Below are 20646 nucleotides of genomic sequence, written 5' to 3'. Positions count from 1 at the left end.
ACAGAAAAAGCATTCAAAAGAGCAAAGTGCTAACATTTTGTCAGTTTTAAAACATACCAAGATATGGGGTAAAAATGTTAATTCAACGTGGTGGATTAAAAGTCGTTGCAGGACTCGGAATTTCAGGTGTTGCAGCAGTAAATTTCTTACATGAAAATGGCTACCGCGTTGCAGTAACAGATTCTCGAAAGACACCACCGGGACACGACCAGATTCCAGCCGAAGTTCAAACCAGTTTTGGTCAGCTCGATCAAGAGCTGTTATTACAAGCTGAGGAAATCGTGATTAGCCCGGGACTTGATCCAAAAATTCCTGAAATTCAGACAGCAGTTGCCAAAGGCATTGCTGTGGTCAGTGAAATCCAGATTTTACGCCGTGCCACCGATAAGCCGATTATGGCAATCACCGGTTCAAACGCTAAAAGTACCGTGACTACCCTGATTGGCTTAATGGCGAAAGATGCAGGAATTAAAGTCGCAGTCGGTGGCAATCTTGGTCGTCCTGCACTGGATTTAATCAAAGATGATCCGGAACTGTATATCTTGGAGCTCTCAAGCTTCCAGTTAGAAACAACATCGAATTTAGCCGCAGAAGTTGCAGTCGTTCTTAATTTGAGTGAAGACCACTTGGACCGTCATGGCGATATGTTTGGTTATCACACTGCAAAACACCGTATTTTCCAAGGTGTGAAAAAAGTGGTGTTTAACCGTGATGATTCACTGACACGTCCACTGGTTCCAGACAGCACACCGATGCAAAGCTTTGGCTTGAATGCACCCGATATCAATCAATACGGTGTATTGAGAGATACCGATGGCACCATCTGGTTGGCACGTGGCCGCGTACGTTTGCTAAAAAGCTCGGATATGTACATTCAAGGCACTCATAATGTTGCCAATGCTTTGGCATGCCTGGCTTTGGGTGAGGCGATTGGTTTGCCACTTGAGTCGATGCTTGAAACTTTAAAAACCTTTAAAGGTCTGGAACATCGCTGTGAGTTCGTGAAAGAAGTGAATGGCGTGCGTTATTACAATGACTCTAAAGGCACCAATATTGGGGCAACCTTAGCCGCCATTGATGGTTTGGGTGCTGCGATTGAGCCGCAACAGGGCAAAGTGGCGATTATTTTAGGCGGGCAGGGCAAAGGACAGGATTTTACTGCCTTACGTGATGCTTTAACCAAATATGCGAAAGTCGCGGTATTGATTGGTGAAGACCGTCCAGTGATTGAACAGGCCATTGCCGGAACCACCACTTTGATTCACGCGGAATCTTTAAAAGAAGCCGTGGAATTATGCCAGCAACATACCCAAGCCAATGATGTGGTGCTATTGTCACCTGCATGTGCAAGTTTTGATATGTTTAAAGGTTATAGTGAACGTGGACACCAGTTTGTTGAATGTGTGAACACACTTGCTTAGAAGAATGATAAGGAACGTTGTATGGCTGGGTTAGCTCAGACGACCATAAGTAAAATTAATCAGGTCTATAATGAGTGGGGAGCAAAAATCCCTGCTGAAGTTACACCACGTAATGTGCTGATTTTTTGTGTGATTGCCTTGCTGTGTATCGGTTCAATCATGGTGGCATCTGCATCGATGCCCTATGCCGACCGTTTACATGAAAATGCATTTCACTATGTGATCCGGCATGGGATTTCAATTTTCGTAGCTGCTGTAGCCGCATTTTTGACCTATAAAATCTCATTAAATATCTGGTTCAATAATACCTTTCCCTTGTGGATCATGACCATTTTGTTGCTGGCGGTGGTGTTAGTCGTCGGCAGCGAGGTCAATGGTTCTACCCGCTGGATTCGTATTGCTGGCTTTACCTTGCAGGCATCCGAAGTCGCCAAAGTGATGATGGCCATCTTTACTGCAGATTATGTGGTGCGAAGGGCAGAAGAGGTTCGAAATAACCTTTCTGGGCTGTTCCGCTTAGGCGGGGTCATGATTATCACCGTCGGTCTAATCCTGGCTGAACCGGACTTGGGGGCAACTGCAGTTATTGTCTTGATGATTTTGGGGGTGTTCTTCCTTGCAGGTGCGCCGGCCATTCAATTTATTGCCTTTTTGGCCTTTATTATTCTAGGCTTGGCGGCTGCGATTATCCTTGAGCCCTACCGCTTACAACGTGCCTTGTCTTTTACCGATCCTTGGGCTGATCCATTGGGTACCGGTTACCAGCTTTCCAACGCACTGATGGCATTTGGCCGCGGTGAATGGGCCGGAGTGGGGCTAGGACACAGTATTCAGAAAATGTCTTATCTTCCTGAAGCACATACTGACTTTATGCTGGCCATTTTAGGTGAAGAGTTCGGCTTCTTTGGCATCAGCACCGTGTTGATCTTGTCCTTCGTGATGGTGGTGTGTTGTATCAAAATCGGACACCGTGCGTTAAAGCATCAATATTTACGCGCAGGCTATTTGGCTTATGGCATCAGTATCATTTTCCTGCTGCAAATTCTGGTCAATGCAGGGATGAATATGGGTATGCTACCAACCAAAGGTTTGACTCTGCCATTTATTAGTTATGGCGGTTCATCGTTAATTATGTGTGCCGTAATGATTAGTTTGGTTTTAAAAATTGATGCAACCACGCAAAAAGCCAACCCGAGTAAGGAAGAATCAAGTTTCTAGTCTTGATTCTTTCTATCAATCCTGCTGGGCATGCTTTAATACGATGCTCGACATTTCAGTGCCACAATTCAGACATTTCACAAATTCTCCTTTCGCTTTTGAAAGGGGAATCAGTGGAATAAAAAATAAAGAAAAATAATTGCGCTGCTGTTTTAGTTCATAGGTACTTCTGCTTCTGCATACCGGACAAACAAACTGACTTTTCTCAACGACTTTGGTTTTAGGACCGATTCCAAAAATAAAAAACATAGACCAACCTCTATTTCTTGAAGTTTAGCTTTTAGCTTAGCCCAGTTTTTAATTTAAAAATAACTGCCTTCTAGTTCCTTTGTGTGGGGAATATGTTGTATATCCCACTGGGCAATAGCTTGCTTGAGCATGGGTGCCGGGGTGTCCAAATCAACTTCGGGCTGATGCAAAGCACGAATCGCTTGTTGCAAGAGTTCTGGTGCACGATTGAGATCGAGTGCTTGCGCCATGTTTTGTTTAGAGAGCTTTTGTCCCTGCTCATTCATCGCAAGCGGCAGGTGCATATATTCAAGTTTGGGATAGCCCAGTATTGAACCGAGCCAGATTTGCCGTTCCGTGTTATCCAGCAGGTCTGCCCCGCGAACCACATGGGTCATGCCTTGCAGATAATCATCCACCACCACAGCCAGTTGGTAATTAATAATGCCATCCCGACGCTTGAGGACAAAATCTCCAAGATCCTGCTGCAGATTGGAACAGTGTCTGCCTTGCAGACGGTCACTAAAGCAAATTTCCTGATCCGATACTTTGATACGAATGGCTTGCTGCTCAAAGGGCAGAGTTAAATCGCGGCAAGTTCCGGCATAAATATGATTTGAACCCAGCATTTTGCGGGTGCATTGGCATGCATAAACCAGATGGTTTTGATGGAGTTGATCGATTACTGCATCATAGATGTCTAAGCGGTCTTTCTGAAAGATGATGGCATCGTCAGCTTCAAACTGAAATGCATCTATACAGCGCAGAATATGTTCTTCACTGCCGGGGTAAATACGCGGAATGTCGGTATCTTCGATCCGAACCAGCCATTTGCCCTGATGCGCACGTGCATCGCAATAACTGGCCACTGCGGTAATGAGTGAGCCAAAATGCAAAGGGCCGGTTGGCGATGGCGCAAACCGACCCACATAAGCCATCCTGTTATCCCCCTCCTTGATTAAAGGAGGGGTTAGGGAAGGATTATTAAGCATGAACTCATTAACCGTTATTTTGCTTCTCTTTGATTTCTGCTAAAGTTTTGCAGTCAATACAAAGGGTTGCAGTTGGACGTGCTTCAAGACGGCGCAGACCAATTTCAATACCACAAGTTTCACAGAAACCATAGTCATCGTTTTTAATCGCTTCAATTGATTGCTCAATCTTGCGGATTAACTTACGTTCACGGTCACGTGTACGGAGTTCAATTGCAAACTCTTCTTCTTGTGTCGCACGGTCATTGACGTCAGGCAATGCAGTATTTTCATCCTGCATGGTGTTTAAGGTACGATCCACTTCAGACATCAGCTCTTCTTTCCATGCCAACAGAATTTGGCGGAAATGTTCAAGCTGTCCTTCGGACATGTATTCTTCATTTTTTTTCGGCTGATAAGGTGCAATACCAAATAAGCTAGCAGTAGAACCACTTTCTGACGCTTTTGGCTTTGTTTTACGCACGCGTTTGGTAGACTTTTCGTCTACAACATCAGTTTGTTCGTCCAAGACTTGATTTTGGTTGTCATTCGCCATATAGGGCATTCCTCATCATATACGCATTATCTATACGCAAAAAATATGGTGATATGCAAGTGTTTTTATCCAACCCTTAGGAGATTCTCCTTAGAGGGGCGTCATCATATAGACTTTTTGTGCTTTTTGATAGTCTTTGATGTTTGGATTCAATCTACCACGCTTCCTTTTGAAGCCATAAAGTAATAGAAAAAAAGCCAAATGAAAAGTTAATAACCTGAAATTTCGGTATTAATTTTTTGTTGCACCTTTTCAGTACGATAAATTTCAGTTTGTAACTCACCACTTGCTTTCAAATGTAGTACACGAAACCCGGGTGCTTGCTCATCTAGCGCAAAATCATCACTTAAAGGTTTGAACTGGACACAAGTTGACGGGGTTGAAAAAAACTGAATATTTTTCCATTCATTCCAGGCGTCTTGATGCACATGACCACTTATGACTGCTTTCACATTGGTATGCTTGGCTAAAATATCGGTTAAATTCTCAGTGTTCTTCAATTTATGTTGATCGATCCATTTTGACTGCATATCGAAAGGATGATGATGACATGCAACAATCACATATTGCTGTTGGAATTTAGATAAGATTTGATCGAGTTGTTGTAGTTGTGCTTGCTCGATCCAGCCGTCCGTTTTGCCAGGTACAGCGCTATTTAATAACACGATGCTCCATTTTCCAAAATGAATGGCATGCGCCTGATTTTGATTATGGTAAAAAGGAAAGATCTCAATATTGTCATGATTGCCGGGTATTTGATAAAACGGAATACCTAAACGCTGCATAAAGGCCAAATAACGGCTATAGGTTTCTTTCACCGGCACTTGTGCTAAGTCGCCAGTATGAATGATGGCATCCACATTCGGATATTGCTGCTGAATCTGCTTGATCACGGCATGAAAGCTATGTTCAGGATTCATATCCACAAATTCTAAATCTTCCTGATTCATCAAATGTGTATCTGAAATTTGAATAATGGTCCAGTCTTGCTGGGTTTCATGGCAATTGGATAAAGTCATGTCTGACTCCTTAGACATTCCTTGTAGTTTTAATATGTTGTTGCAACCATTGCAATGCCATAATGACCGGTGCATTTCTTAATCGACCATTGGTGAGTAAATGGGTAACTTCACTGTAGTCAATCAGATGCAATTGAATATTTTCACCTTCGTCAGGCATGCCAAAGACGCCGCCTTGTTCAGGCAGACGAGCCTGTGCACTGTACAAATGGAACAGTTCCGAGCAGGCACCTGCAGAGGGATAAAAACTAAATAAATGCTCCAATTCACCAATCTCACAGCCTGATTCTTCTACACTCTCACGGCGAATACAGCTTTCAGGGGATTCATCACCATCCAGCACACCGGCGATAATTTCCAGTTGCCAGGCCGAATCTGAATCATCCATTGCACCCACACGAAATTGTTCAATCAGGGCAAATTTTTGTTGGGCATCATCATAAATGAGTACCCCGGCAGCTTCAGGCCGGTGAATCAGTTCACGTTGCAGGATAGGCGTGTATTCAGTTTGATTAAATAAACGATGTTGAAGACTGACTTTTTCAACCTGAATGAAGCCACGGAAAAGATATTCACGTGACTGGATTTTGACTTCGTCGCTGTTATATGTAGCTTGTCTAATAATATTCATTTAGCTCAGTCAGGATGAAAAACAATCATTCATCCTAACTGAGAATTTTATGAAAATAAAAGATTTTTTTGTCAAATTACAGCTTGTGGTACAATTTTTGACCATGAGCTTGATAGCTGGTTTTCATGCTTTCGAATCCCGCCGCTATCTCTGCATTTTGTTCTTGCGCAGGCTCCGCATTGCTTTGATTTTTAGCATAATCTCTCACATTTTGGGTGATTTTCATCGAACAGAATTTTGGTCCGCACATCGAACAGAAATGCGCTGATTTATGCGCTTCCTTGGGCATGGTTTCATCATGCATGCTGCGTGCGGTATCCGGATCAAGGCTCAAGTTAAACTGGTCTTCCCAGCGGAATTCAAAACGCGCTTTGGATAAAGCATTGTCACGCACCTGTGAACCCGGATGACCTTTGGCCAGGTCGGCGGCATGGGCGGCAATTTTATAAGTGATGATGCCATCTTTGACATCTTTCTTGTTTGGCAAACCCAAATGCTCTTTCGGTGTGACATAACACAGCATGGCTGTGCCGTACCAGCCAATCATCGCTGCACCGATCGCTGAGGTAATATGGTCATAACCCGGAGCAATATCTGTCGTTAAAGGGCCGAGGGTATAGAAAGGCGCTTCCTGACAGACTTCGAGTTGCAGATCCATATTTTCCTTAATCATATGCATCGGCACATGACCTGGGCCTTCAATCATCACTTGAACATCATGTTGCCACGCGCGGTGGGTCAGTTCACCTAAAGTACGCAGTTCACTAAATTGCGCTTCGTCATTGGCATCCTGAATACAGCCCGGACGTAAGCCATCGCCCAGACTAAACGATACGTCATAGGCTTTCATGATTTCACAGATGTCATCAAAATGGGTATAGAGGAAGTTTTCCTGATGATGGGCAAGGCACCACTGCGCCATGATCGATCCACCACGCGAGACAATACCGGTCAAACGATTTGCGGTAAGCGGAACATAGCGAAGCAGTACACCGGCATGAATGGTGAAGTAATCCACGCCTTGTTCAGCTTGTTCAATCAAGGTGTCTTTAAATATTTCCCAGGTTAAATCTTCAGCCACACCATCGACTTTTTCCAGTGCTTGATAGATCGGAACGGTGCCAATTGGAACAGGCGAGTTACGGATAATCCATTCCCGGGTTTCATGAATGTTTTTGCCTGTCGATAAATCCATGATGGTATCTGCGCCCCAACGGGTGGCCCAGGTCATTTTCGCCACTTCTTCATCAATGCTTGAACTGAGCGCCGAGTTACCAATATTGGCATTAATCTTGACTAGGAAATTACGCCCAATAATCATCGGTTCAATTTCAGGATGGTTAATGTTGGCCGGAATAATCGCACGACCTTCAGCCACTTCCCGACGCACAAATTCAGGCGTGATTTCGTTTAGATTTTTCGCCCCGAAGTTTTGACCGACATGTTGACGTGCATCGACACCTTCAAGCTGGCGCTGATTTTCACGGATGGCGATATATTCCATTTCCGGGGTAATCATGCCTTGACGTGCATAATGCATTTGAGTGACATTTTTGCCTGATTTGGCACGACGCGGCTTTTGAATATGCGCAAAACGAATCTCAGCTGTGCGAATGTCTTTTAGGCGTTCCTGTCCAAATTTCGAGGTTAAAGTCTCTAGGCGTTCGGTATCTTGACGTTCTTCAATCCAGGCTTCACGTACATTGGGCAAGCCTTGGTTCAGGTCAATAGCAAGGTTGGGGTCGGTATATACACCGGAAGTGTCATAAACCAGAATATCCGGATTCTGTTCGCCGCCTAGACCGGTCGGGGTATCGGTCAGTTCAATGGCACGCATCGGGACTTGAATATCAGCCCGGGAACCTTGGATATAGACTTTTTTTGAAGCGGGTAAAATACGGGTGAGATCTTTAGCATCTTGCTCGTGTTGAGCAGAAATATCTGTTGCAGATAGATTCGTTAACTGGTTCATTGCAATGATCCTTATGAATGACATCAACGAATCAAGCACGACCAAAAACGTGGCGGATTTATCTGGTTTAATTCATGAAAGAAATCAACAAACAGATAAATTGGGGGCTTAGGTTTCTAGATGCTTGATTCCTACGCAGGTCTTAACCTGATCAGGTTCAACGGTACTTGTGCTTAAGTTCTTTATAGAAAGAACTGACACAATCTCAGCGAGCAATTACTCGCGCTCCGTCAAGCGATGGACAAATATTAACACGCCCAAGCACTAAAAATCATTCACATTAAATATCGCTTTTATAGGTTTCTATGAACGTTTAATTTAAGGCAGGGATTAAAGACATACCGCGTCACTAAAACAATCACGTGTTTTGGACAGGCTTAAAGTTTGCAAACCTAAATACTGCTCTAACTGTTTGAGCGTACGCTGATTTTCAGACAGCGACTGTTGTTCTTTGGGGCTTAACTGAAGTGGAATTTCCTTTAAGCGCTGCTGTTCGGATAATTGTATAAATTGCAGAAATTTTGTTGCCTGAAGTGCTAAATATGAGTTTTTGACCTGCGCCAATTTTTCAATTTCATCCATCGAACTGCTTTGGATGGCATATTGATCGATATAAGTGTCAGAGACAGGCGAGTCGTTTAAGCCTTTAAATAAAAACAGGGTATACATCTGCAACAGATACTCTGCATCTTTACGATAGCTGCTTTTAGGATGCTGATTTAAATACTCTTCCCAAAATAGGGCACGGGTTGCAATCTCGTGCGGCTCAATCATTAAAGTATCTTCAACAAAGACCGGCATCATATTCTGTGTGGCCAGATTTTCGATAAACACCTGTTCTGCTCGCGGCATATAGGGTGCAAAAATTTTGGCTAAATATTCAGGGCTACGGCGATAATTGACCAGGCCTTTGCCTGCATCAAACAGCTCGATATAGGCTTGTCCCTTATGTTTTAACAAATATTGATCGCGTAAAGTCAGTTGTTCAAAATGACTTTGCTGAATGGTTGGATGCTGTGATAAATCAAAAGCATAGGCTTCAAAAGCCACTTGTTGTGGCGGTGTTCTGTCTACGGTTAAGAAGTTGTTATACATTTGAGTAGACAGTGCCAGCAAATGCTGCTGTTCAGCAAATGTAGACAGCGGCAGGCATAATTTTAAATCTTGATTGATCTGTTCTAATGCAAAAGTGGTACGTTCGGCATTAATTTCTGCCATATTCTTTTCAATATTTTTACATAATAACGATAAATCCACCGTTTCATCTTGCTGTGATTGTTTTTGTACCTGTTCTGGCATAGGCTGAGGTTCAGGTTTTTGACACCCGAGCAAAAGCATAAAAATGGCCAAAGGAAGGCATCGCTTTATAGCGAAATTTTTTTTGAAAGGCACAGTCATTCGATATCTGGATACATGCGGCAATGATTTCAGGGGAGTGCGGCTATTTTATCGCTGAAAAGGATTTTGTCTGTGTAGTATTGTGAAGGAGTTTAGTTACGCGGTGTGATCATTGACTAGCAATTTACAGATGAATCGATATAGCATGGACGGATTGTAAAAATTAATAAAAATCATACGGAAAATTAAGGAGATCATTCTAATATTGCATAGTTTCTTTTGAAATATGCGTGTTTGCAGATGGTCTGGTACGGTGCAGGGATTTAGCATAAAAAATGAATATAAAAATAGTCATCAGTGCATGTGTTTTACTTGTAAGTCCATGCAGCTATGCTTTGGATTTGGTTGAGGCTTATCAACGTGCAAAAACGACAGATCCAAACTGGCAAGCCAATCTTTTACAGTATGAGGCGGATCAATTAAATCTGGGGATTGCGAAAGGAAATTTGCTTCCCACCATTACTGTTTCGGGAAATGTCACGCGTAAAAGCCAAGAAGCGAATCAGGCCAGCGTTCCGGGTTTTCCTGCGGATGCCTTTAGTGCATCTTCCTCAACCACTAAACAGATTGCCATGACTGCACGGCAACCAATCTTCCGTTGGGATGCCTGGGAAGGTTTAAAGCAGGTCAAAACCTCAGTCAGTTTGAGTGAAGTCAATTTGCAGTTACAGCGCCAGGAACATATTTTAAATGTCTCTGAAGCTTATTTTAATGTGTTGCGTCAACAGAGTTTAACCACGGCAAATTTACAAGAAGAAAAAGCCTTGCTGGAACAGCTCAATTTGATGAATGCAAAACTGCGCGAAGGTCTGGTTGCAAAAAGTGATGTCAGTGAAGCCAATGCACAATATGAAAGTGCGCGAGCCAATCGTATTGCAACTCACGTACAGTTGATTTTGGCACAAGAGCAACTGGCACAAATCATTGGACCCTATCGTGAAAATTTGGCGGTACTGAGAGACGACTTTCAATTTCAAAAACCGTATCCTGCCGACTTGGAGGCATGGACCGCTTTAGCGCTGAGCCAGAATCTGTCAATTCAGCAAGCGCGTATACAACAGCATTATGCAGAAGACCAAAAACGCGTTGAACAAGCCGCTTTATATCCACAAATTGAAGCTGTAGGCACCTATGGCTATACCAAGCAATCTCCACAAAATGTCATCTCGAGTGATGGTCAGTTTGATCAGATTGGTGTGGAGATGAACTGGAATGTGTATAACGGTGGGCGCACGCAAAAATCCATTCAGAAAGCTGCGGTGAATGTGAAAAAAACTGAAGCTCAGCTCGATGCTGCAATTCGTAAAGCCAATACCGATGTGAAAAAGTCCTATATGCAGGTGGAAACTGATCAGGCCAAATTACAAGCGCGTAAAGCGGCAATGGATTCATCCAATGTGGTATCGCAAGCCTCCAAAGCCCAGTATCAGGAAGGCTTAAAAACCATGGTGGATGTGTTGCTGGCGCAACGAAATGCTTTTTCTGCCAAGCAAGATTACTTGAATGCACAATATGATTATTTAATTAATGTGCTACGCCTAAAAGCCTCGGTTGGAAAATTAACAGAACAAGATATTGAAGAAATGAATGCTTGGCTGATGGATAAAACCGCCAAACAGGCAAGCTAAACATTTGGATTTTTGTCATGAAAGTTTCATATTAGATGTGATTTAATATTGAACAAGATTTTTCATTCTAAAATCGCTGTTGTGGAGTAAGCCCCTTGCCAAATAATCCGGTGTTGAATCACCATATTTCTTCGCAATTTAATGAAGAATTGCAGGATGTAAATACCAAGTTTATGACCATGGGCGGTTTAGTTGAACAACAAGTTGCCAATGGTATTCGTGCGTTACTGGACACCGATGCAAGCCTGGCGATTGATGTGCAATTCCAAGACAATATCGTCAATCGTTTAGAGACGGAAATTGACGAAGCCTTAACCCTGATTTTGGCGCGCCGTCATCCGGCGGCAATTGACTTGCGCATGGTGATTGCCATGTCTAAAGCCAATACCGATTTAGAGCGTATTGGTGATGAAGCGGCGAAAATTGCCCGTATTGCCCAGAATTTGTGTGAAGAAGGCAATTCACCTCGCGGCTACATGGAAACCCGTCATATTGGCAATCAGGTACGGGTAATGATTCATGATGCCTTGGATGCTTTTGCACGTTTAGATGTTGACCAGGCTTTACGTGTGTTACTTGCCGATGCTGATATTGACCGTGAATATCAATCTGCAACACGGACCTTAATGACCTATATGATTGAAGATCCGCGTCATATTTCACGGGTGATTAATGTGTTATGGGTACTACGTTCTTTAGAGCGTATTGGTGACCATGCGCGCAATATTTCTGAACAGGTCATTTATATGGTCAAAGGTTTGGATGTGCGCCATACCAGTGTTGAAGAAATTGAAGAGAAAGTTCAGCGATAAGCGCTGCAAGATTTAAATAAAAAAACCTCCAAACTGGAGGTTTTTTTATTAAGCGAGAAAAAGGATTAACTATGCGTTTCTTCCTCAGGATCTTCTTCAAACGTTTTAGCGATCTTTTCAATGTTTAAGCTTTTGGCCATGGCATCAAAAATTTCTTTATACACCCCTTCTTGATGATAGAGCGCATCGTGTTCACCATGTTCGGCAATGCAGCCTTCTTTCATCACATAGGTGTAGTCGGCATCAATAATTTGCGACAAACTGTGTGAAATCATAATCACGGTTCGTCCTTGCTTGATTTGATCCAGACTTTGTTTAATTTGCTCCGAAGCAATCGCATCTAAACTGGCAGTTGGTTCATCCAAAAAAATAATTGGTGGATTTTTCAAGAACATTCGGGCAAGGGCAATCCGTTGTTGTTGACCGCCTGAAAGCATCAGGGCATCTGCATCATAGGCATGGGGAAGCTGTAAAATCTGTTCATGAATCGAGGCTTTTTGGGCCGCAGTCATGACATCTTCGATGGTGGCATCGGTTTTACCATAGCGAATATTTTCAAAAATAGAACCTTGGAAAATATGATTTTTTTGCAGCACCAATCCAATATGGTCACGTAGATATTGCGTGTCGATGTCTTCCAGATTAATGCCATCGAGTTGAATCTGCCCTGATGCAGGCTGATAGAATTTATCCAGCAAACTGATCAATGTCGATTTTCCAGCACCGGATAAACCGACCAAAGCCGTGATTTTATTCGGTTGAATCACCATATTGATGTTCTTTAAAGCATGATGACCATTGGGATAATAAAATTCGACATTTTTAAGTTCAAACTTGCCAGTGATCGCCGGTTTTTGTGCACCACTCGGCTCAATTTCATGATCGGCTTCCAAAATTTTAAAGAAGCTTTCCGAATAAATCATCGCATCATTTACTTCATCATAAATACGATGCAAGGAACGAATCGGGGCTGAAACATTATTGAACAGCAGCACATGGTACATAATCATGCCGATACTCATTTGCCCATCGAGTACGAAATACGCCGTTAAAATGATGATTAGCACAATACCAATCTGTTCGATAAAGGTTTTTAAGCCGTCAAATAAAAAACTGGTTTGACGGGTCTGCATCTGATTGTCGGTCAGTTCTTTTTGTAGCTTGAGCTGTTTGTCGGATTCAATCGATTCGCGATTAAAGGATTTAATCACGGTAATCGAGTTGATAATGCTTAAGATGCCTTGGCTCTTTTTTTCACGTCCATCGCGCAGGTTGCGTCGCCATCCACCCAGTTTTTGCGCTTGCTTAAAGGTCAGCCAGAAATAAATCGGCACAATACTTAAGGCCACCAGTCCGACATAGAAATTGGCATAGAACATCAGGCCAAGCGCGACGATTGCACTGGTAAATAAAGGTAAAATATCAATAAAGAAGATTTGAACCAGACGCGTCAGCGAACCAATGCCGCGGTCGATACGGGTTTGTAATTTACCGGCCTGGTTGTTGTCTTCATTAAAAAAAGCCAGTCGATAGGTCAGAAATTTTTCAATGATGCCCTGGGCCAAATCCTGCGAGACAAAAATTCGCAGCTTTTCGCCATAAAATTTTTGTCCAAATTGCACAAAGGCATTGATGACTTCCTTACCCAGTAAAATGGCAGAGATGGTGATCAGGATATGCCAGCCTTCAGACAGTCCTAAACCGGCTTCAATCAGGCGATTAATGCTATCAACCGCATATTGCAAAGTCAGTGCATTGACCTGTGCGGTGAAGGAACCTATCAAGGTTAAAATTAGTGTTGCGATGACCAATAAGCGATAGGGACGCACAAAAGGCCGGAGTTTTTGAAATAAGTGCCATAAATTCATATGCAATTTTTTATTGTTCAGCTTGATTTGAGTCTAAGCCTGATTTTCTGATGTCACAAGCGCATACAATGTTTTGAATTGTGAGCAGAGATAATCCGCTAAAATAAAAGTGAATTTTATATTTATTTTAGACTCTGTATTTTTGACCATGAACTTTGAATTGTTTGCACCGGAAGCTCAAGCCAATCTGTTGCCTTGCGACGGGATTGTAGAAGATTATGGCCTGATCTTAAGGCCTGAGCAGAGTGAAAAATATTTGCAGTATTTTTTAGCCAATTTGGCTTGGCAATATGATCAGGTATTTTTATTTGGCCAGCATCATATCACCAAGCGCCAAGTGGCCTGGTACGGCGATGAAAATTACCAATATCACTATTCAGGCACCTTCAAGCAGGCACATGTGTGGAATCCGGCATTATTTCGTCTCAAGCAGCATATCGAAAAGCTGGTCGGGCATCGTTTTAATTCCTGTTTGGCGAATCTATATGAGGAAGGTACTCAAGGTCTAGGCTGGCATAGTGATGATGAAGCGACACTGATCTCCGATGCCGGACAAGAAACAGTCATTGCTTCTTTGAGTTTGGGGGCAACACGTAAGTTTAGCTTCAAGCATAAAAAACAAGCTAAAAAAGTCGATCTGCTTTTACACAGTGGACAACTGATTGTGATGCGAGGTCAGACACAGCAGTACTGGAAGCACGCTTTAATGAAGTCGACAAGAATATACGAGCCAAGAATTAATCTGACTTTCCGTTATTTTTTCTAAACTGCTGTATTTGGCAGGCTAAAAATAAAGGTAAAAAAAAGCTCATGCATAGGCACAAGCTTTTCTCTGAGGATGTCGCTCAAATTGTCATGGAATACAATGGGCCACATGAAGAACAATAATCATATTATGAGAATAAATTGGATATTACAATGTTGAAACCGCTTTTATTTTGCATAAATTGATATTTGGTTGAATCTGCGCGAAATTTCAAAGATCATCATCTCTTGATAATTCAGTAAATTTTTTCTCAATCAGTGCCGCATTTTCTTGCAAAATTTCGACCAGCTTCTGAAAATTAATAAACTCAAAGCGATTTCTAGAGCCTAATAAGGTCAAAGCCAAAGGCGGCTCTTTGCTAGAAAATTTTACCGGGATAGAAAGGCTGGCCAAATTCGGATCAACTTCTCCATTGGAAAAATAATAACCCTGCTTTTTAATCTGTTTCATCTGTAACAAAAATTCTTCTTCGCTATGCGCAAATCCAACCTCGGACAATTCAGGCACAAAGCGCTGGTAATAATCCAAAATGCGCTGTTTAGGTAAATGCGCCAGAATGACTTTGGCAGAAGAACCTTTATAGATCGGGCGAGGGCAACCACGGCCATAAATCAGCGTGGTCATGTCTTTATACAGTTCATGATGAATATCAATACATGAATCATAATTCAGATGTGTGAGCAGACAGCCGAATTCAGTACGTTCCACAATTTGCTGCATGAATGGAATACTAATTTGCACCAAAGGATCGGTGGTACGGGAAATATAGTCCAGTACTGCAATTTTAGAACCCAGGGTATAGTCACCTGAAGTGCCACTTAAGCGCTGCAATAATTCTGAAGATACCAGTTCTTTTAAATACCGGTAACTGGTGGGTTTAGACAGTCCTAATTCCTCACTAATGATATCGACATTAATGATAGGGCGAGACACCGAAAACAGATCCAAAACGGTGAGAATCTTACCAAAACTAGAAATTGCCATAAGTCCCCGCTTGGTCAAAGCATATAAAAAGAAAAAGTAACGAGCATTACTTTATAACAAAAAATTAGCCAGAGGAGAGCTTTTGTTGGGGGACAATGCGGGATTTGTCAGCATTTAAAAATATTTTATAGCCACCGTGAGAAATTCAATAACAAAGGGTTAATTATTTTTTATTAATTATAGTTGTATTATCATAATAAGATATTATTATTGACTTATAGTGGTTTTTTTGGAAAAATAAGCAAAATAAATATCTAATGATGAATTTTTAGCCAGAATAGGTTAACTGTTTTTCCTATTTTATTTCGCATAAAGAACCCGATGCGAAAATTTCTCCATTCATTTTGAATGACGATCATTTCTGATGGCATGTTTGACTATGTCTATTTTTTACACGATGTGTCTTTAAGATATTTCGTGCACTTTAGTCGTCGTCAAAAAATCTGTGGAGTGAAGCGTTAAACCTAAATCTGAGATCAACCCATGCTGCTCACCAAACAATTACTCGCATTTCGTCCAAATAAAATGGACTGGATTTTTGCGACTAAAACTTTTGTGGCCGGCATGTTGGCACTTTATATCGCATTTTCTTTGAATCTGGCTTATCCGATTTGGGCGATTGGTACCGTGTTCGTGATTGCCAACCCGTACTCGGGCATGACCTCTTCAAAAAGCCTTTATCGTGTTGTGGGAACCTTGCTGGGTGCAATCGTCTCGATCGCAGTGACCCCGCTTTTGATCAATACACCGTGGTTATTTACTTTTTTCCTGGCGGCTTGGGTGGGTTTCTGCCTGTATATTTCACTACTGGATCGAACCCCGCGCAGTTATGTCTCTATGCTGGCGGGTTATACCACGGTCATTATTTGCTACAACATTATTTATTATGCCGATACGGTGTCCATCTTTGATATGGCAATTGGCCGTTTTCTGGAAATCACTGTTGGGGTGGTCTGCAGTGCGATTATCAGCACGACCATTTTTCCGATGCATATCGGACCGGCTGTGCAAATCCGGGTTGCAAAGACCATTCAGGATACCAACGCATTATTTGATCAGATCTTGCTGGATCAAAAACAACTGCATCATTACAACCAGCTGTTGGGGAATATCACCCGGGATACCTCAGATATCCATGCGATGGCGGTACATTTATCGTATGAGAAATCCAGCCTTCAGGGCATGACCAAACCGCTGCAGGAAATGCTGCATCAATTAACCGTATTGGTGGCAAATCTGGTGGCGATGTCGGAGCGCATGAAACAGCTCGATCAAATGGATATGACCTATCGTGCCCATCTAAAAGATGTACATGGCCATATTGCCGAATTTTTAAAAGATGAGCATGTGATCAAAGAACAAGAACTCAATCTTTTACCCAGCCAGTTTGAATCAGATTTTGATGCCTTAATAACATCAGCACGACCTGAACAAGCGGTCATTTTAAATGGCCTGAAAATGGATATGCGGCATTTTATTCAGAATGTGCGTGCGGTGAAACTGATTTGGCAACGCATTCAGCAAGGCGATGATTCCTTGCCCGAAAGTATTGCCCCGTTAACCACCCACTATCCGAGTTTGCATCGGGATCATGGTGTGGCGGTACGTGGGGGAATTTCAGCATTTATGATTATCGTGATTGCCACTGCATTCTGGATTTTAAGTGGCTGGAAAGCAGGATTCATGCTGGCAGAAATGGCGGCAATCACTGCCTGCATTTTAACGGCCATGGATAATCCGGTACCGGCATTGAAAATGTTTATCCGTGCCAATATTTATGCGGCTGTAATGGTGTTCATTTATGCCTACGGGATTTTCCCGCATGTCACCAGCTTTTGGGAACTGGGCGTGGTTCTTGCGCCCTTCATCATCTTCTGCCTGATGTTATTTCCCCATCCACCTTTAACCGGACTAGGTCTGCCTTTACTGATGGGAACGGTGATGGGACTGAATTTTCAGAACACTTATGCACTGGACCAGATTACATTTTTTGATGCCTCGATTGGCTCACTGATTGGTCCGATGATTTCAGTTTATGTGATTCACCTCGTCCGGGCGATGTCTCCTGATATTACCGTACAACGCATTTTGGCCATGCATTATAAAGCGCTCAGAAAGGCCCTGTACTTGTCTTATGGTGCAGAGTTTAAACGGCATTTGCGTAGCATGCTGGATCGGATTGGAGTGCTCAACAGTAAAGTCGCTGTTCAGTCGCAAAGTTTAAAAAAAGAAATTCATTTGGCACTGATTGAAACCAGTGCAGTGATTGACCTGACGCGACTGCAGGAGTTGATCAACAAACTGCCCGAGCAAGCAGCTATTGTTTCTTCGATTGAAGAGTTGCAGCAGTCGCTAGATGACTATTTCCGTGCCAAAGAAATGCAGCGAACACATGCCGATATTTTACAGAATTTATTGCATAGCCTTGCCGTGGTTCAGGCTGCAAGCGATGAGGTGGAGAATCCCGATGTTGCACAGCGCCTGAAGATTTCACTCAACAATATCCGCAGCAGCCTGTGTCATCAAGATACAGGACATAGGGCTGAACAGAAAATTTTGGCAGGGAGCTAAGCATGGGCGAACTTAATCTTTATGGGGTTTACGTCCCGATCCTTTTAATTCAGAGCATTCTTGCGTATGTACTGCTTAAAATCGTCATGATCGGAACTGATCGGCTGGTTGATCAGGGCTGGATTGCATGGCCGAGCATATTCAATTTGTGCCTGTATATCGTACTGCTTTTTCTGGTGCATTGGCTGTTTATTCTGTGTGCCATCTAATCACCATCACGACTTCCCAAATTAAAATGAATGAGGTAAACCTGAAATGACATCCTTTGATTTACGCAAAATAATCCGACCGATTGTTTTGCTGGGGGTGGCGCTGATCGCAATTTTCGCCATTATCCATATCTGGAACTATTATAATTCCGAACCTTGGACGCGTGATGGGCGTGTACGTGGCGATGTGATTCAGGTGTCTTCTGACGTTTCGGGTCTGGTGACTGAGGTCTTGGTACAAGATAATCAAAGCGTTAAAAAAGGGCAGGTGTTGTTTAAAATTGATGTCGCCCGTCAAGCCATCGATGTCGAGCAAGCCAAATCTGATTTAGCCAAAGCCAAAGCCGGTTTAGCTGCAGCTCAGGCTGAATTGGCACAAGCTCAGGCCAATGTGGTGAAGGCTGAAGCAAATATTAACTGGGCAGATAAAAATGCCAATCGCTATTCCAACCTGATGGATGGCGCGATTTCCAAACAAGAACAGGAGCAGATGTTTGCAACTCGTGATCAGTCGCATGCAGAACATGAACAGATACTTGCCGCCATTGCACAGGCCAAGGCCAATATCGTGCAGCAGAAAGCGCTCATTGAAGTGGCGACCAGTAATCTGCACCTGACCCAACTGAACCTAAATCGCTCTGAAGTGGTTGCACCTGCCGATGGCACCTTATCCAATTTTGAACTGCAGCAAGGCAATTATGTCAAAGTGGGGCAAGCGGTTGCGGCATTGGTCAACCGTCAGCAGTTATATATTGTGGGTTATTTTGAAGAAACCAAATTAAATAAAATTTATGTCGGTGCGTCTGCAAGCATTCAAATGATGGGCGATTCCGAAAAGTTAACAGGTCATGTACAGGGGATTGCCTCGGGGATTGAAGACCGTGAACGCACCTCGACCTCTGGACTGCTGGCCAATGTAAATCCAACCTTTAGCTGGGTGCGTTTGGCACAGCGCGTGCCGGTGAAAATTGTCCTGGATGAAATGCCGAAAAATGAATTGGCTTTTGTGGCAGGGCGTACGGCAACCATTCATATTGAAAAACCAGCCAAGTAATCGTGTTTATCTTTATCGCTTTTATCTGAGAATCTAAGCAATTAAAAAAAAGCCATTCATTTTTGAATGGCTTTTTTAGATCAATGCTGCTTAGAAAGTTAAGGTGTAAGCCCTTCAGGATTGCGATACCAGCTTTCAATAAAAAGTGCAGCCGCAACACTATCTGCAGACAGTTTTTTAGCGCGGCCTTGGGCTTGATAATGGCCCAGTTCATCACGTGCTTCACGTGTGGTTAAACGCTCATCCACCATTAAGGTTTCGATATTGGTCTGATGGCGTAAACGGCGGGCAAACTTGCGCGAGCGAGCCGAAAGTTCAGATTCGCTATCATCCATATTCAGCGGCAAACCGACTAAAAATAAGCTCGGTTGATACTGTTTCACAATTTTCAGCAATTCATCCCAGTTGGGAATCCCATCTTTCATCGGAAACAGGGCAAGGGGATTGGCACTTTCAATCAGTGATTGACCAACCGCCATGCCCATTTTCTGTGTACCAAAATCGAATGCCATAATCAGTTGAGGTTGTGATAAATCAGGCATGTCCAATCTCTGATGAAAGCCAATTGCGGTCTACGCCCATTTTTTTATAGGCAGCATCCCAGCGGTCGTCGTAAGGCAAGTTGAAAATTAAATCCATATCTGAATCACAGATAAGCCAGTCGCCACGTGCCAGTTCTTTTTCAAGCTGGTTTTTGCCCCAGCTCGCATAACCCAAGGCAATTTGATAACGTCCAACACCCTCGTTATGTGCAATGGCATCTAAGATATCTTTAGATGTGGTGATGCAGACATTTTCACCCACCGCAATGGATGAATGCCAGGTCGGTTGACCGGTATGCAGCACAAAGCCTGCTTCCGGGCGTAAAGGTCCACCCTGTAATACATCATGGGGATTGACATTATCCGCTTCAATTTCCAGGTCATTCAATAACTCTTTGATTGAAAGGCCGGAAGGGCGGTTAATGATAATGCCTTGAGCGCCATCTTCATCATGTCGTGCCAAATAAATAACCGTATTGGCAAAAAAATCATCGGCTGAATCAGGAGGTGCAATCAGACAGTGATGTGTCAGATATTGTTTGCTCACCTAAGCGTCTCCAAGATTTAGTCCATCATTTGAAAAATATTTTTAAATTTGGTGTGGCTGTTACTCGATCTAGAGCTTTCTTGACTATAACATTGACCTTACAAATTTCTATAAGAAATTATAGATTGAATATATAAATTTATGTTTTTTATCATGCTTGAGATTTATTTTTGAAATTAAAGTTATATTAAAATAGGTATTTGATTTAAGAAAACTTAATGATTTTGTGATTTATTGTCTATTTCTACGTT

19 protein-coding genes and 1 riboswitch are annotated in these 20646 nt (G+C 42.7%); of the genes, 8 read left to right on the top strand and 11 right to left on the bottom strand.

The window, feature by feature from the left end; translation table 11 throughout:
- The first annotated feature begins 74 nt into the window (after positions 1–74).
- On the top strand, positions 75–1421 hold the full coding sequence (gene murD, locus ACU0NF_RS03230; protein ID WP_445660110.1) for a UDP-N-acetylmuramoyl-L-alanine--D-glutamate ligase: 1347 nt from the start codon (positions 75–77) through the stop codon (positions 1419–1421).
- A 21-nt stretch (positions 1422–1442) separates the two neighbouring features.
- Positions 1443–2639, top strand: coding sequence for a putative lipid II flippase FtsW (gene ftsW / locus ACU0NF_RS03225; RefSeq protein ID WP_445660109.1), 1197 nt, complete (start codon positions 1443–1445; stop codon positions 2637–2639).
- Between the two features lie 15 nt (positions 2640–2654).
- Here the strand turns inward: ftsW and ACU0NF_RS03220 are convergent, their stop codons facing one another.
- From ACU0NF_RS03220 to ACU0NF_RS03190, 7 genes are all read right to left on the bottom strand, one after another.
- A complete protein-coding gene (locus ACU0NF_RS03220) occupies positions 2655–2888 on the bottom strand; it encodes a zinc-ribbon domain-containing protein (RefSeq protein ID WP_370982637.1) in 234 nt (77 codons plus the stop codon).
- Positions 2889–2941: 53 nt separating this feature from the next.
- The gene (gene gluQRS / locus ACU0NF_RS03215; protein WP_445660108.1) at positions 2942–3859 is read right to left on the bottom strand and encodes a tRNA glutamyl-Q(34) synthetase GluQRS; all 918 of its coding nucleotides are present in this window, start codon (positions 3857–3859) and stop codon (positions 2942–2944) included.
- A gap of 7 nt (positions 3860–3866) precedes the next feature.
- Positions 3867–4394, bottom strand: a complete 528-nt coding sequence (gene dksA / locus ACU0NF_RS03210) for an RNA polymerase-binding protein DksA (protein WP_067722416.1) — start codon at positions 4392–4394, stop codon at positions 3867–3869.
- 209 nt (positions 4395–4603) lie between these two features.
- Complete coding sequence (gene cpdA, locus ACU0NF_RS03205; RefSeq protein WP_445660107.1) at positions 4604–5413, bottom strand: 3',5'-cyclic-AMP phosphodiesterase; 810 nt, start codon at positions 5411–5413, stop codon at positions 4604–4606.
- 10 nt (positions 5414–5423) lie between these two features.
- Entirely contained in the window at positions 5424–6044 is a 621-nt protein-coding gene (locus tag ACU0NF_RS03200; RefSeq protein WP_445660106.1) for an NUDIX domain-containing protein, read from the bottom strand.
- 76 nt (positions 6045–6120) lie between these two features.
- Positions 6121–8016, bottom strand: coding sequence for a phosphomethylpyrimidine synthase ThiC (gene thiC / locus ACU0NF_RS03195; RefSeq protein ID WP_445660105.1), 1896 nt, complete (start codon positions 8014–8016; stop codon positions 6121–6123).
- A gap of 111 nt (positions 8017–8127) precedes the next feature.
- Positions 8128–8256: riboswitch (TPP riboswitch) on the bottom strand.
- Between the two features lie 90 nt (positions 8257–8346).
- A complete protein-coding gene (locus ACU0NF_RS03190) occupies positions 8347–9414 on the bottom strand; it encodes a hypothetical protein (RefSeq protein WP_445660104.1) in 1068 nt (355 codons plus the stop codon).
- 275 nt (positions 9415–9689) lie between these two features.
- Between ACU0NF_RS03190 and ACU0NF_RS03185 the strand changes: the two genes are divergently transcribed.
- Together ACU0NF_RS03185 and phoU are read left to right on the top strand one after the other, a co-directional pair.
- A complete protein-coding gene (locus ACU0NF_RS03185) occupies positions 9690–11042 on the top strand; it encodes a TolC family outer membrane protein (protein WP_370982645.1) in 1353 nt (450 codons plus the stop codon).
- 95 nt (positions 11043–11137) lie between these two features.
- Positions 11138–11854: a phosphate signaling complex protein PhoU gene (gene phoU / locus ACU0NF_RS03180; RefSeq protein ID WP_131316655.1), complete on the top strand. Its 717-nt coding sequence runs from the start codon at positions 11138–11140 to the stop codon at positions 11852–11854.
- A 65-nt stretch (positions 11855–11919) separates the two neighbouring features.
- Here phoU and ACU0NF_RS03175 read toward each other — a convergent pair whose 3' ends face one another.
- Positions 11920–13722, bottom strand: a complete 1803-nt coding sequence (locus tag ACU0NF_RS03175; RefSeq protein ID WP_131383786.1) for an ABC transporter ATP-binding protein — start codon at positions 13720–13722, stop codon at positions 11920–11922.
- Between the two features lie 148 nt (positions 13723–13870).
- On the opposite strand from ACU0NF_RS03175, the gene ACU0NF_RS03170 reads away from it, so the two are divergent.
- The gene (locus ACU0NF_RS03170) at positions 13871–14488 is read left to right on the top strand and encodes an alpha-ketoglutarate-dependent dioxygenase AlkB family protein (RefSeq protein WP_445660103.1); all 618 of its coding nucleotides are present in this window, start codon (positions 13871–13873) and stop codon (positions 14486–14488) included.
- 210 nt (positions 14489–14698) lie between these two features.
- On the opposite strand, the gene ACU0NF_RS03165 is transcribed toward ACU0NF_RS03170, so the two are convergent.
- Entirely contained in the window at positions 14699–15472 is a 774-nt protein-coding gene (locus ACU0NF_RS03165) for an IclR family transcriptional regulator (protein ID WP_445660102.1), read from the bottom strand.
- A 483-nt stretch (positions 15473–15955) separates the two neighbouring features.
- Here ACU0NF_RS03165 and ACU0NF_RS03160 point away from each other — a divergent pair, with 483 nt between their 5' ends.
- The 3 genes from ACU0NF_RS03160 to ACU0NF_RS03150 are packed head-to-tail and all read left to right on the top strand — an operon-like array spanning position 15956 to position 19306.
- Complete coding sequence (locus ACU0NF_RS03160) at positions 15956–18043, top strand: FUSC family protein (RefSeq protein WP_445660101.1); 2088 nt, start codon at positions 15956–15958, stop codon at positions 18041–18043.
- A 2-nt stretch (positions 18044–18045) separates the two neighbouring features.
- Positions 18046–18252, top strand: a complete 207-nt coding sequence (locus ACU0NF_RS03155; protein ID WP_131383781.1) for a DUF1656 domain-containing protein — start codon at positions 18046–18048, stop codon at positions 18250–18252.
- A gap of 46 nt (positions 18253–18298) precedes the next feature.
- Positions 18299–19306 carry an HlyD family secretion protein gene (locus ACU0NF_RS03150; protein ID WP_445660100.1) on the top strand — a complete coding sequence of 336 codons (1008 nt, stop codon included), beginning with the start codon at positions 18299–18301 and terminating at the stop codon, positions 19304–19306.
- Positions 19307–19404: 98 nt separating this feature from the next.
- Here the strand turns inward: ACU0NF_RS03150 and ruvX are convergent, their stop codons facing one another.
- Together ruvX and ACU0NF_RS03140 are read right to left on the bottom strand one after the other, a co-directional pair.
- Positions 19405–19848 carry a Holliday junction resolvase RuvX gene (gene ruvX / locus ACU0NF_RS03145; protein ID WP_131316640.1) on the bottom strand — a complete coding sequence of 148 codons (444 nt, stop codon included), beginning with the start codon at positions 19846–19848 and terminating at the stop codon, positions 19405–19407.
- Complete coding sequence (locus tag ACU0NF_RS03140; RefSeq protein WP_445660099.1) at positions 19841–20395, bottom strand: YqgE/AlgH family protein; 555 nt, start codon at positions 20393–20395, stop codon at positions 19841–19843. The genes ruvX and ACU0NF_RS03140 overlap by 8 nt, the downstream gene beginning before the upstream one ends.
- Positions 20396–20646 lie beyond the last annotated feature (251 nt).

It is taken from the genome of Acinetobacter sp. F16 (assembly GCF_052712855.1).
The sequence above is the reverse complement of the archived record's forward strand: the minus strand, read 5'-3'. Positions and strand labels throughout refer to the sequence as shown.